Source organism: Shinella kummerowiae (genome assembly GCF_009827055.1).
Classification (GTDB): Bacteria; Pseudomonadota; Alphaproteobacteria; order Rhizobiales; family Rhizobiaceae; genus Shinella; species Shinella kummerowiae.
In genome coordinates this window covers 1-12,933 of record NZ_WUMK01000010.1, presented here as the reverse complement: position 1 = coordinate 12,933, position 12,933 = coordinate 1, and the positions used below count along the sequence as shown (strand labels likewise).

8 protein-coding genes and 1 pseudogene are annotated in these 12,933 nt (G+C 63.1%); 6 read left to right on the top strand and 3 right to left on the bottom strand.

Annotated features, from left to right (window positions below; translation table 11 throughout):
• The 4 genes from nirB to GR138_RS23730 are packed head-to-tail and all read left to right on the top strand — an operon-like array spanning window position 1 to window position 6,767.
• Window positions 1-2,451, top strand: a complete 2,451-nt coding sequence (nirB, locus tag GR138_RS23745; RefSeq protein ID WP_160861756.1) for a nitrite reductase large subunit NirB — start codon at window positions 1-3, stop codon at window positions 2,449-2,451.
• Between the two features lie 3 nt (window positions 2,452-2,454).
• Window positions 2,455-2,790: a nitrite reductase small subunit NirD gene (nirD, locus tag GR138_RS23740; RefSeq protein WP_160861755.1), complete on the top strand. Its 336-nt coding sequence runs from the start codon at window positions 2,455-2,457 to the stop codon at window positions 2,788-2,790.
• A 1-nt stretch (window position 2,791) separates the two neighbouring features.
• Window positions 2,792-5,449, top strand: a complete 2,658-nt coding sequence (locus GR138_RS23735) for a nitrate reductase (RefSeq protein ID WP_160861754.1) — start codon at window positions 2,792-2,794, stop codon at window positions 5,447-5,449.
• Entirely contained in the window at window positions 5,421-6,767 is a 1,347-nt protein-coding gene (locus GR138_RS23730) for an SAM-dependent methyltransferase (protein ID WP_246200661.1), read from the top strand. Before GR138_RS23735 ends, GR138_RS23730 begins: the two co-directional genes overlap by 29 nt.
• A gap of 108 nt (window positions 6,768-6,875) precedes the next feature.
• Here the strand turns inward: GR138_RS23730 and GR138_RS23725 are convergent.
• Window positions 6,876-8,555 (bottom strand): annotated as a pseudogene (locus tag GR138_RS23725) (amidase); the annotation flags it as partial.
• A 156-nt stretch (window positions 8,556-8,711) separates the two neighbouring features.
• Between GR138_RS23725 and GR138_RS23720 the strand changes: the two are divergent.
• Together GR138_RS23720 and GR138_RS23715 are read left to right on the top strand one after the other, a co-directional pair.
• On the top strand, window positions 8,712-9,659 hold the full coding sequence (locus GR138_RS23720) for a bile acid:sodium symporter family protein (protein ID WP_202402815.1): 948 nt from the start codon (window positions 8,712-8,714) through the stop codon (window positions 9,657-9,659).
• Between the two features lie 144 nt (window positions 9,660-9,803).
• Window positions 9,804-10,811: a magnesium and cobalt transport protein CorA gene (locus GR138_RS23715; RefSeq protein ID WP_160861752.1), complete on the top strand. Its 1,008-nt coding sequence runs from the start codon at window positions 9,804-9,806 to the stop codon at window positions 10,809-10,811.
• Between the two features lie 3 nt (window positions 10,812-10,814).
• On the opposite strand, the gene GR138_RS23710 is transcribed toward GR138_RS23715, so the two are convergent.
• Complete coding sequence (locus GR138_RS23710; RefSeq protein WP_160861751.1) at window positions 10,815-11,567, bottom strand: esterase family protein; 753 nt, start codon at window positions 11,565-11,567, stop codon at window positions 10,815-10,817.
• 3 nt (window positions 11,568-11,570) lie between these two features.
• A complete protein-coding gene (locus GR138_RS23705; protein WP_160861750.1) occupies window positions 11,571-12,740 on the bottom strand; it encodes an ATP-grasp domain-containing protein in 1,170 nt (389 codons plus the stop codon).
• Between the last annotated feature and the right edge of the window lie 193 nt (window positions 12,741-12,933).

Sequence of the window (12,933 nt, the reverse complement as noted above, 5' to 3'; positions counted from 1 at the left end):
ATGACCGAGAAACTCGTCATCATCGGCAATGGCATGGCGCCGGGGCGCATGCTGGAGCACCTGCTGGAGAAGGCGCCCGGGCACTATCAGGTGACCATCTTCAACGCCGAGCCGCGCGTCAACTACGACCGCATCATGCTCTCGCCGGTGCTGTCCGGCGAGAAGGACTACGAGCAGATCATCATCCACGGTGATGGCTGGTACATCAAACACGGCATCACGCTCTACAAGGGCCACCGGATCGTCGCCATCGACCGGGATGCCAGGACGGTGACATCCGATCACGGCGTGACGGAGAGCTACGACAAGCTGGTGATCGCCACCGGATCCGTGCCGTTCATCATTCCGGTGCCCGGCAACACCCTGCCCGGCGTCATCACATATCGCGACCTTGACGACGTGCAGGCCATGCTGCTTGCCGCGCAGTCGCGCGAGAAGGCCGTGGTCATCGGCGGCGGCCTGCTCGGTCTTGAAGCGGCCGCCGGTTTGGCCGGCCGCGGCATGGACGTGACCGTCCTGCATGTCATGCCGACGCTGATGGACCGCCAGCTCGACCCCGCTGCCGGCTATCTTCTGCAGAAGGAGCTGGAAGGGCGCGGCATCAAGATCGTCTGCAAGGCCAACACCAAGGCGATCGTCGGCAGCGGCAAGGTCGAGGGCATCGAGCTGGACGACGGCCGCATCATCCCCGCGACGCTCGTGGTCATGGCCGTCGGCATCCGCCCGAGCGTCGGGCTCGCCAAGGAAGCGGGTCTCGCCGTCAATCGCGGCATCGTCGTCGATCATGGCATGCAGACCTCCGATGGCAGCATTCTGGCGCTCGGCGAATGCGCCGAAGTGGCAGGCCAGGTCTATGGCCTCGTCGCGCCGCTCTATGAAATGGCCCGCGTCGCCGCGTCCCATCTCGCCGGCGACCGTTCGGCCGGCTTCGTCCATTCCGATACGCCAACGAAACTCAAGGTCACCGGCATCGAGCTCTTTTCGCTCGGCGATTTCGCCGATGGCGACGACCGCGAGGAGATCGTGCTGCGCGATGCCTCGGCCGGCGTCTACAAGCGGCTGGTGCTCAAGGAAAACCGCATCATCGGCACGGTGCTCTACGGAGAAACCTCCGATGGTGCCTGGTTCAACGATCTCAAGAAGAAGGCCGTGGACATTGCCGAGATGCGCGAGACGCTGATCTTCGGCCAGGCCTATCAGGGAGGTGCGCCCCTGGACCCTATGGCGGCCGTTGCAGCCTTGCCGGATGATGCGGAAATCTGCGGCTGCAACGGCGTCTGCAAGGGCAGGATCGTCTCGACCATAACGGACAAGGGCCTGACGTCGCTGGACGACGTGCGCGCCCACACCAAGGCGTCGGCCTCCTGCGGTTCCTGCACGGGTCTCGTCGAGCAGCTGATGACGCTGACGCTCGGGGAAAGCTACAACCCCGCCGCTGTCCAGCCGATGTGCGGCTGCACCGATCTCGGCCATGACGACGTGCGCCGTCTGATCAAGGCGAAGAAGCTGAAGACCATACCCGCCGTCATGCAGGAACTGGAATGGAAGACGTCCTGCGGCTGCGCCAAATGCCGGCCGGCGCTCAACTACTACCTCGTCTGTGACTGGCCGGACGAATATGCCGACGACTACCAGTCGCGCTTCATCAACGAGCGCGTGCACGCCAACATCCAGAAGGACGGCACCTATTCGGTTGTGCCGCGCATGTGGGGCGGCGTTACCAATGCGGGCGAACTGCGCGCCATCGCCGACGTGGTCGACAAGTTCGAAATCCCGCTGGTGAAGGTAACGGGCGGCCAGCGCATCGACCTGCTCGGTATCGAGAAAGAGGACCTGCCCGCCGTCTGGGCCGATCTCGGCAAGGCCGGCTTCGTTTCGGGCCAGGCCTATGCCAAGGGGCTGCGCACCGTGAAGACCTGTGTCGGCTCCGACTGGTGCCGTTTCGGCACGCAGGATTCCACCGGCCTTGGCATCAAGATTGAAAAGTTCATGTGGGGCTCCTGGACGCCGGCCAAACTCAAGCTGGCGGTCTCCGGCTGTCCACGCAACTGTGCGGAGGCGACGTGCAAGGACATCGGCGTCATTTGCGTCGATAGCGGTTTCGAGATCCATTTCGCGGGTGCTGCCGGCCTCGACATCAAGGGCACGGAAGTGCTCGGCCTCGTGAGAACCGAGGGCGAGGCGATGGAGCATATCGTGGCGCTGACGCAGATGTATCGCGAGCAGGCGCGTTATCTCGAACGCATCTACAAATGGGCAAAGCGCATCGGCCTCGAGGAAATCCGCCGCCAGATCATCGGCGATGCGGACAAGCGCAAGGCCTATTACGACCGTTTCGTTTTCTCCCAAAAGTTCGCCCAGGTCGATCCCTGGTCGGAGCGTGTCTCCGGCAAGGACAAACACGAATTCAAGCCGATGGCGACGGTCGGCTACAATCAGGCTGCGGAGTAAATCATGGACAGGACGTGGATCGCCATCGGCACGATCGCCGACATTCCGTTGCGCGGTGCGCGCTGCGTAAAGACACCACAAGGCAAGGTCGCCGTCTTCCGCACCGCGGAAAACGAAGTCTTCGCCATCGAGGACCATTGCCCGCATAGGGGCGGGCCGCTTTCGCAAGGGATCGTCCATGCAAAGGCGGTCACCTGCCCGCTGCACAACTGGGTGATTTCGCTCGAAACCGGTAAGGCGCTCGGCGCGGACGAAGGGGCCGTGAAGACCATTCCGCTGCGCAACGACGATGGCGCGCTGTTCATCGCGCTCGAAAGCCTGATGATGGCGGCCGAATAGGATGGAGAAGACGGTCAAGACAACCTGCCCCTATTGCGGCGTCGGCTGCGGGGTCATCGCGACGGTCACCGACACCGGTGCTGTCTCCGTCAAAGGCGATCCGGACCATCCCTCGAATTACGGCCGGCTCTGCTCGAAGGGGGCGGCGCTGGCCGAAACGATCGACCTCGACGGCCGTCTGTTGCATCCGCAGATCGATGGCCGGCGTGCCGGATGGGACGAGGCGCTCGACCGCGTCGCCGAAAAATTCGCCGAAGCGATTGCCGAGCACGGGCCGGATTCTGTTGCCTTCTACGTTTCCGGCCAATTGCTGACCGAAGACTATTACGTCGCCAACAAGCTCATGAAGGGGTTTATCGGCTCGGCGAACATCGACACCAATTCGCGGCTCTGCATGTCGTCCTCCGTCGCCGGCCACCGTCGGGCCTTCGGTTCGGACACCGTGCCGGGAACCTACGAAGATCTCGAGCTCGCCGATCTGGTGATCCTGACTGGCTCCAACCTCGCCTGGTGCCATCCGGTGCTCTATCAGCGGCTGGCGGCGGCCAAGGCCAGCCGACCGGGAATGAATGTGGTGCTCATCGATCCGCGCCGCACGATGACGGCCGATCTCGCCGACCTGCATCTGGCCCTTCGTCCCGATACGGATGTGGCCCTCTTCGTCGGCCTTTTTGCGCATCTGGTGGCAAACAACGCGGTCGATCAGAACTATGTCGCCGCTCATACGGCGGGCTTTGCGGAAACCTTCGCCGCCGCCTCGAACATGTCTTTCGCCGAGGTGCTGGAGCAAACCGGCCTTCCGGCCATGCAGCTTCGTGAATTCTATCGCCTTTTCACGACGACGGACAAAGTCGTGACCTGCTACAGCCAGGGCGTCAACCAGTCGTCCTCGGGCACGGACAAGGTCAACGCCATCCTCAATTGCCATCTCGCCACCGGCCGTATCGGTCGGCCGGGCATGGGGCCGCTTTCGCTGACCGGCCAGCCGAACGCCATGGGCGGGCGCGAGGTCGGTGGACTTGCCAACATGCTCGCCGCCCATATGGCGCTCGAAAGCGCAGACGACCGTGATCGCGTACAGCGCTTCTGGCAGTCGCCGGCAATTGCCGACAGGCCGGGGCTGAAGGCGGTCGATTTGTTTCAGGCCGTGGCGGAGGGACGCATCAAGGCACTCTGGATCATGGCGACCAACCCGGTTGTTTCGATGCCGGATGCCGATGCCGTCGAAGCGGCGCTCAAGGCCTGTCCCTTCGTCGTCGTCTCCGACATTTTGATGGACACGGATACGACCCGTCATGCCGATGTGCTCCTGCCATCGCTCGGCTGGGGCGAAAAGGACGGTACGGTCACCAATTCGGAACGGCGCATCTCCCGCCAGCGTAACGTCCTCGATGCGCCGGGTGAGGCGAGGGCGGACTGGTGGCAGCTTGCCGAGGTTGCCCGGCGCATGGGGTTCAAGGACGCCTTTGCCTATGGGGCGCCGGTCCAGATTTTTCAGGAACACGCAGCACTTTCGGCTTTCGAGAATGCCGGCGAGCGCGATTTCGATATCGGCGCGTGCAGCGATATTGATCGCCAAACCTACGATGCGTTGTCTCCCTTCCAATGGCCGCGGCCCGCCGGCAGCACGCCGGCAGAGCAGCGCTTTTTCGCCGATGGCAGCTTTTATCATGCGGATGGCAAGGCCCGGTTCATTGCGATCGAGCCGGTTGCGTGCGATCGCACCGATACGGCATACCCCTTCACGCTGAACACCGGCCGCATCCGCGACCATTGGCATACGATGACCCGCACGGGAAAAAGCCCGCGCCTGTCCGCCCATATCGCCGAACCCTTTGCCGAACTGCATCCACGCGATGCAATGGAGCTTGGCGTCGGCAATGCCGGCCTTCTCGAAATCGAAAGCCCTCGGGGCACAGTGATCGTGCGCGCGCTCATCACCGAACGCCAGGCACGCGGCAGCATCTTCGTGCCGATGCACTGGAACGACCAGTTTTCGGCGAAGGCGCGCGTCGATGTGCTGGTGCCGCCTATCGTCGACAGGATCTCCGGCCAGCCGGCATCGAAAAACGTGGCCGTGGCGGCGCGACGGTTCAAGGCGGCGCACTATGGCTTCGCCGTCTCGCGCGCCAAGCCGAAAGGCCTCGATGCCGGTTATTGGGCATTGGCGAAGGCGGAGGGCGGCTGGCGGGTGGAACTCGCCTTTGACCAACCGGTCGAGGATTGGAGCGCCTGGTGCCAACATACCTTCGCGGTGCCGGATAGCGTTGAGCCGCTCGGTTACATTGATCGGCAGACCGGCGATCTCCGGCTCGCGTTTTTTGATGGCCCGCACCTGCTCGCCGCGCTGTTTCTCGCCCGCGAGCCTGTCGCTGTCGCGCGCAACTGGGCGATTGCGCAGTTGACTGCCGAGCATGCCAACCTGCGCAAGCGCTTTGCCCTTGTCGCCGGCCGGCCCGGCGCCGACAAGCCAGATCCGGGCGCCACCGTCTGCGCCTGTTTTGCCGTCGGGGTCAACCAGATCGTCGCCTCCGTGCGCGGCGGCTGTCACAGTGTGGAAGCAGTCGGAAAACACCTCAATGCCGGAACCAATTGCGGCTCCTGCCGCGCCGAGATCAAGGGGATCATCGATGGATGTCTTGCCGCCGCCGCGGAATGATGGACCGCCCCGCATGGAGCCGCTTGCCAAGCTCCCGGTTTTCTGGGCTTTGGAATCAAAGCGCGTCGTTGTCGCCGGCGGCTCGGATGCCGCCGCCTGGAAGGCGGAGCTGCTCGCCGCCTGCGGCGCGCATGTCGATGTCTATGCGGACGTGTTCGACGAAACCTTCGAAACGCTGCTTTCGCGGGCACCGGGCCACCCGACCGCAAAGTTTACACCGCATCGCCGTTCATGGGCACCGGGTGACCTCGGCGGCGCCTCGCTCGCCATTGCCGACTGCGCGGACGATGCCGATGCGCGGGCGTTCTTCGATGCCGCCCGCGCGGCCGGCGTCCCGGCCAACGTGATCGACAAACCGGAATTCTGCCAGTTCCAGTTCGGCTCCATCGTCAATCGCTCGCCGGTCGTCATCGCGATCTCGACCGATGGCGCTGCCCCGATCCTTGCACAGGCCCTTCGCCGCAAGATCGAGGCGCTGTTGCCACGCAGCCTGAAAAGCTGGGCGACACTGGCGCAGTCTTTGCGCGACGCCGTCAACAGGCGTCTTGCACCCGGCCAGCAGCGTCGGGCCTTCTGGGAACGTTTTTCCGATCTTGCCTTTACAACAACGGATACGCCGGAGGAGGGCGTAGGTGGGGTGCTTCTTGCTGATGCCGAAAGGCTCGCGGAAGCCCCCGCCCTCGGTTGTGTCACGCTGGTCGGCGCCGGACCGGGCGATGCCGAGCTACTGACCCTCAAGGCTATGCGCGCCTTGCAATCCGCCGACATCATTTTCTTCGATGACCTGGTTTCGGCGGAGGTTCTGGAACTCGCCCGGCGCGAGGCAAAGCGTGTGCAGATCGGCGGGCGCGAGGGGCGGACGCGCTACCGGCAGGACGAGATCGGCGGTAGGATGGCGAGGCTTGCCAAGGCGGGCAAGCGGGTTGTCCGGCTGATTCCCGGCGATCCGACAATGTTCAGCGGCGCCAGCAGTCTGATTGCCCTGCTCGGCCGTGAAAACATTCCGGTCCACGTCATTCCCGGCATCACTGGGACAGGTCCATTGGTCTCCCGCGACATCGTGGCGGAAACGTTGAGATCGCCCTTCGTTGGCCAGTCTCGGTCAGGCGGTGCCGCCGGCTATGGCGTAGGCAGCGGTACCGTCGCTCGCGTGCGCGATCACGATATGCCCGTAGGGTGCGCGCCACTCGCTGTGGATGTGGGTGTTCTGCTCCAGGTCGAGGCTCGCGCTCACCTCCGCACCATCCTGCCGGAACGCGACCGGCTGACCGTTCACCGTCAGCCAGAGCAGCGGGCTCTGGCTTTGCGCCCGTACTGACAACCGTTGGCGTCCGGGGCCATCGGACGCGACCGAGGCGTCGAGGCTGAGGCTCGGCGTTTCGGTCAGGCTCGTTGAGACAGACTCGGGCAAGTCCGAAAGTTCGGGTGTTCGTGGCGGCGCTTGGCGATAGGTGCCGGTTTGTTCGAACGCGCAGGCATAACCCAGCAAGGCCGTGTCATCCCAGGCCCGGCCGGCAAAGGTCAGACCCGCCGGCATTCCGATATCGGCCAACACCCCCATCGGCACGGTTACCGTCGGAATGCCCAGATGCCGGATCGCCAGGTTGCCGTTGGCGACCCAGGTGCCGTTTCGCCAGGCGAGATCAGCCGAGATGGGGGTTACGTCGGCATCCGCCGGGCCGATGTCGGCAACGGCGGGGAAGATCACCGCATCAAGGCCAAGCCTCTCCATCCAGTCTTCGAAGTCGACGCGCCGGGTTTCCTCAAGCCCCCGGAATCCCTCGGCGAGATCGGGGATTTCGGTGAATGAAGCGACCGGATGATCGCGCAGATGGGCGGGATAACCGACGATGCTGTCGTCGAAACCGTGATATTGATCGGGCAGGCTGCCTTTTGGCGCGGGGAAGATGCGTGTCCCGTCGATATCGGTAAGCCGCGGCAAGCCGGGGTCGGCGTTGGCCGCCAGAAAATCGTCCCAGGCCCAGGCTGACAGATCGACGATCTCGCGGTGAAGATAATCAGGACTGACGAGCCCGCGTGTTGCGATGGTCGGCGCGCCGGGCCGGTCTCCCTCGTAATTGCTGATGACGGGAAAATCGGTGACCACGACCTCGGCGCCCGCCGCCACGAGCGCCGCACGCGCCGCAGCACAGAGCGCCAGCATCGATGCGCGGGTCTCGATCCGCTGGCCGGTCGCGCCTCCAATCCCCGGGTTTTCACCGGTTCCCGCCGCGGAGTCCGCGTTGATATACATGGCCGGCAGGCCGAACCGCTTGCCTGCAAGGCTGGCTGTCCCGGCAATTCCGGGATAGGAGGGCGGCCGGATATCCGAGGCCTTCGGGATCGAAACCCAGGTCTGCCGGCGCCACAGATCGCCGCGGCTGTCGGCGTCGTCGGCGACGATGATATCGAGCAGTTCCAGCATATCCGCCATCGAGCGGCTGTGCGGCACCACGACATCCATGGTCGGCACAAGCGGCCAGTTGCCGCGCACGGAGATGACGCCGCGGCTCGGCGTATAGGCACACAGCCCGTTGTTGGCGGCGGGTGCGCGCCCGCTCGACCAGGTTTCCTCGCCAAGCCCGAAGGCCGCAAAGCTTGCCGCCGTCGCTGTCCCCGATCCGTTCGATGAGCCGGACCCGAAGGCCGCAGTCAGCCAGTCGGCGCTGTAGGGGGATTCCGCGCGTCCATAAACGCCGCGCTGCATGCCGCCATTGGCCATCGGTGGCATGTTCGTCAGCCCGATCAGCACGGCGCCCGCCGCTCGCAGACGGGAAATCGCAAAAGCATCCTCTGTCGCGATCAGGTCGGCGAAGGCCGGTGAGCCGGAGGCGACGCTCAGCCCTTTCACCTTGTAGCTATCCTTGGCGGTATAGGGGATGCCGTCGAGCGGGCCGAGGCTTTCACCGCGCGCGCGCCGCAGATCCGACGCCAGGGCCTCAGTGAACATATCGGGATTGAGCACGGGAACCGCGTTGAGGGTGATGCCGTGACGGTCGTAGCGTGCAATGCGGTTCAGATAGGCCGCGACCAGGCCGACGCTGGTTGTCTGCCGTGTCTCGAGCGCCGCGCGCAACGTCCCAATCGAAGCCTCGACAACCTTCATCAGTGCCCTCCCGCCTGGTTTTCGGTCACCGCCAGGAGCGCGAATGCAGCTTTCGGCAGGGCGGCTCGATGGTTGTAGGTCCTGGTTTTTTCACGGGCAATGTCTCATCTGGGATAGGGACGGAGACCGTCTCTGCCGATTGCGGCGACAGCACGATTGCATCTGGCGGAATCGTGGAGCAATGCTACGATTCTGAACGGCCGATCAACGGCCTCAAAAGGAAAAGGAAGAAGGATGGAGCAGTCCGCCCTGATCGAAATCGGTTTGCCGGCCGCTGTCTTCATCATCATGGCCGGTATCGGCCTGACGCTCGCGCCCTCCGATTTCCAGCGTGTCGTCATGCGGCCGAAAGCCCTGATCTGGGGTATCGTCGCGGCCCTCCTGCTGCTTCCCCTCGCGGGCATGTCGATTGCGATGTTTATGGATCTGCCATCTGAAATCGCGGTTGGTCTGGTCATCGTTGCCGCCTGCCCGATCGGCACCACCTCCAGCCTGTTTTCCTATCTGGGACGGGGAGATTTGGCGCTATCGATCGCCTTGAGTGCTCTTGGCTGCCTTGTCGCGATTGCAACGCTGCCGCTGTTTGCGAATTTTGCGATCGAGCGCTTCAGCGACGGTGATATTCGTGTCTACCTGCCCGTGCTGCGCACGATCGGCATGATGCTGGCGGTTATCCTGCTTCCCGTCATTCTCGGCATGTGGATCCGCCACAAGATCCCGGCTTTCGCCACCCGTGCTGAAAAGATGGTTGGTGCCTTTGGCTTGGTGGTGCTGGTGGTGCTGATCGTCGGCATCGGCATCTCGGTCTATGGCCGGTGGGCCGAGATCCTTGTCAGCGCGGGGCCTGCCGTCGTTGTCCTGGTCTTTTGCGGTGTGGCAATCGGGTTTCTTGGCTCGCGCCTGCTTCGCCTGTCTCCTGCCGAGGCGATGGCGGTCACCACGTCGATCAGCATTCGGAATGCCGCTGTCGGCATGTTGCTGGCAATCACCATGATGAATTCGCCGGAAATCGCCGTACCGCCCGCGCTGTTCGGATTGCTGATGTACGTCGTCGGCTTCGGCCTCGTGGCCTATGGTAGAATGACGATAAAGCCGACTGCTTGAAGTCTCGACGCTTCCGATTTCAGCCTGTGCTTTGCGCCCAAAGAAGCGCTTCATGCCGCGCGGTGCATTTTTGCTGAAATTGCGCTAGATTGACCGGCCTGCGATTTCATCACACAGTGAAGGCATCGCAGTCGGGAGGTGGTGATGGACCATGTCCGCAATTTCGCGCCAGTCACTGCTGAGGACGGGATCGTCGCCTCAAGCGTTTACGCGGCCGGCAGGCGCATCGCCGATATTCCCATCGAGGAAGCCGGCGCATGGGCGGGCAAGGACGGCCATGTCGTCTGGATCGGCCTTCTGGAGCCGAGCCGCGAGCTCCTCCTGCGTGTCCAGGCACAGTTCAACCTGCATGACCTCGCAATCGAGGACGCCGAGCACCCGCATCAACGTCCGAAGCTGGAGCAGTATGGCGATGCACTGTTCATTGTTGCGCGCACCGCGCAACTTATAGAACGCCGCGTCACCTTCGGCGAAACCCATCTTTTTGTCGGCAAGGGCTATATTGTCAGCGTCCGGCACGGTCCGTCGACCTCCTATGCCACCGTGCGCGAGCACTGGGAAAGCTGTCCGCATTCGCTGGCCAAGGGCGAGGATTTCGTCCTTTACGCCATCCTGGATTTCATCATCGACAACTATATGCCCGTGCTGGAGCAGCTCGAATACGAGGTCGAGGAGATCGAGGACAAGGTGCTCGTCAAACCGATGACGGGCAGCGAGATCGAGCGGCTCTACATGATGCGCCGCGACCTCCTGCGCTTGCGCAATGCGGCATTGCCGCTGGTTGAGGTCTGTCGGCGGCTGACAAGTTCCGATCTGCCGCAAATTCAGGCGGCGATGCATCCGCTGTTTCGTGACGTGTCCGATCACATCCGCACGGTGCAGGAGAAGATCGACAGCTTGCGCGAGGTGCTGGCCTTCGCCTTCGAGGCGAGCCTTCTGGTCGGCCAGAGCCAGGAAACGGCGATTTCCAAGAAGCTCGCCTCATGGGCAGCGATCCTCGCCGTGCCGACCGCGCTCGCCGGTATCTACGGCATGAATTTCAGCGACATGCCGGAGCTGAGGATGGAATACGGCTATCCGATGGTGCTCACCGCAATCATTGCGACCTGCTCGTTCCTGTACTGGCGGTTCCGCAAGAATGGCTGGTTGTGAACGCTAGAGCGGTCTGCCCCGGTCGTCCTCAAGCCACTTGTCGAAGAAATAGGCGATCTGCCTGTGCCACCACGGCCAGTCGTGGCTCGCGTCGGTTCCCCAGAAATCCACCCAGGCCGGAATGTCCTTGTCGCGTAGCACGGCCTCCAGACGGTGCGTATCCTCAAGCATCGCGTCTTCCCAGGCCCCTTGGCCGCAGCAGAAGAACAGGCGGCGTGATCGTATGCGGTCCAGCAGATCCCGGTCGTTCAGCCCCGCCAGATAGTCGACCGGCGAATTGAAGTAGATCTGGCCGTCCAGCGCATCGCCGAAAAAATGGCGGGTGGAATAGACGCCGCTCAGTGCGATCACACCGGCAACCCGGTCGGGAAAGCGGAACAGGAAATTGCTGGCATGAAAGGCGCCCATAGAGCAGCCCGACAGGATCGGCGCGCGCCCGCCGATGGAAAGAACCTCCGGCAGCAGGTCTTCACGCACATAGCGGAAGTAGGATTCGTGGCGGGCGATCCGGGCCGGCAGGTCGTGGCCGTTGGAAAAGAAGCTCTCACCGTCGATGCCATCCACGGTCCACACCCGCAAGTCTCCGGCTTCGATGCGGTCGGCGAGCGCGCCGATACCGCCGGAATCTTCATATTGGTAGAAGCGCCCGTTGGACGTGGGGAAGACCAGGACCGGCCGGCCGGCATGGCCGTAGGTCTTGAACTCCATCTCCCGCCCGAGATGATGGCTGAAGCGCTTGTGGTATTCGATCTGCAACGGCTAACGCTCCACGTCCTGGATGAAGCGCACGATGGCTTTCACCTCTTCGAAATCCTCTGAACGGAACTGATAGGCGGCGTTGCCCATCGCCCGGCTGAACACGTCCTCGATCGGCGCGAAATGCACGATCCTGTCGCCATGGGCGGCGAGAATGGCCTGATGATCGTTGACGTAGCGAATATGGTTCTTCCGGCTGGCATAGCCAGTGTAGTAGCGCCCCGTGAAAGGCCCGCCAACCTTGTTGTTGACGACCATGCCGGCCCATTCACGATAGACGTCCATATCGTACGAATAGTTGATGGCGTCGGTCATCCACGCTCCCGGCGGGCGCATGTTGATTTCGAGCGCGACGATGCGCTTGTCGCTCCGGGTCTCGAAGAATTCGATGTGGAAGAATTTTTCGCGGATGCCGAAAGCCTTCACGGCGGCGCGCCCGGCCTGCTCCACGGCCGGATCGACGAAGGGCAGGCAATAGTAGTTGAGGTGGGAATTGGTGTTCACCACCTCCATGATGCTCTGCTCGAAACGATGGCTGGCGGCAAAGACGATGCGCCCGTCGCGATCGACCAGGCCATCATAGGTCAGCACGATACCGTCGATGAACTCCTCGGCGAGGTAGCTGACGCCCGGTCGCTTTGTCGTCTCGAAGGTGTCGAGATCCGCATCGTCGTTGACCTTCACGGTGTTGCTGGCGCCCGAACCCTGGTCCGGCTTGATCACGATGGGATAGCCGACCTCGGCGACAAAAGCCTTCACGCCCGCCCGGTCGACATATTTGTGCTGCCGGATCGTCTGGACGCCCGCCTTCCTGAAGAAAGCGCTCATCTTTGATTTGTGTTTCAGGTTCTCGACGAAATCGCGGCGAATGCCCGGGATGTTGAAATCGGTGCGGATCGCGGCGTCCTGTTCCAGCCAATGTTCGTTGAGGGATTCGAAGCGATCGATGCGGCCCCAGCGATGGATGAAATGGCCCATGGCGCGCAGCACCTGATCGGCATCCTCCATATCGGCGATGCGATAATACTCGCTCAGGGCGTTCTTCAGCCGCGGGGCGAGATGCTCGTAGGCGGCGTCGCCGATCCCAAGAACCGTGGCGCTGGCCTCATGGAGGCGGCTGCAGAATTCGGTGCCGTTGGCCGGAAAGTGCGGAGAGAAAAACACGAATTTCACGCGCAACGGACTCCCACGGGGCTCGAGGGATACGTTGCCCTCGCACATCAGCCGACGCCGAAGTGTTAGGGAAGTCGCGCGCAAACGCAAGCGTGCCGTGGTTACGGCCGCATTGTCCCCTCACGCTGCGAGTATTTTGGCGAGCTGGGAGCCGGCCTGGATTTCGATGATGGTGGGGATGGTTCGGGTGGCG

Coding starts and splice junctions, on each gene's coding strand:
- nirB (WP_160861756.1), top strand. CDS start 1: ATGACCGAGAAACTCGTCATCATCGGCAATGGCATGGCGCCGGGGCGC.
- nirD (WP_160861755.1), top strand. CDS start 2,455: ATGGACAGGACGTGGATCGCCATCGGCACGATCGCCGACATTCCGTTG.
- GR138_RS23735 (WP_160861754.1), top strand. CDS start 2,792: ATGGAGAAGACGGTCAAGACAACCTGCCCCTATTGCGGCGTCGGCTGC.
- GR138_RS23730 (WP_246200661.1), top strand. CDS start 5,421: ATGGATGTCTTGCCGCCGCCGCGGAATGATGGACCGCCCCGCATGGAG.
- GR138_RS23715 (WP_160861752.1), top strand. CDS start 9,804: ATGGACCATGTCCGCAATTTCGCGCCAGTCACTGCTGAGGACGGGATC.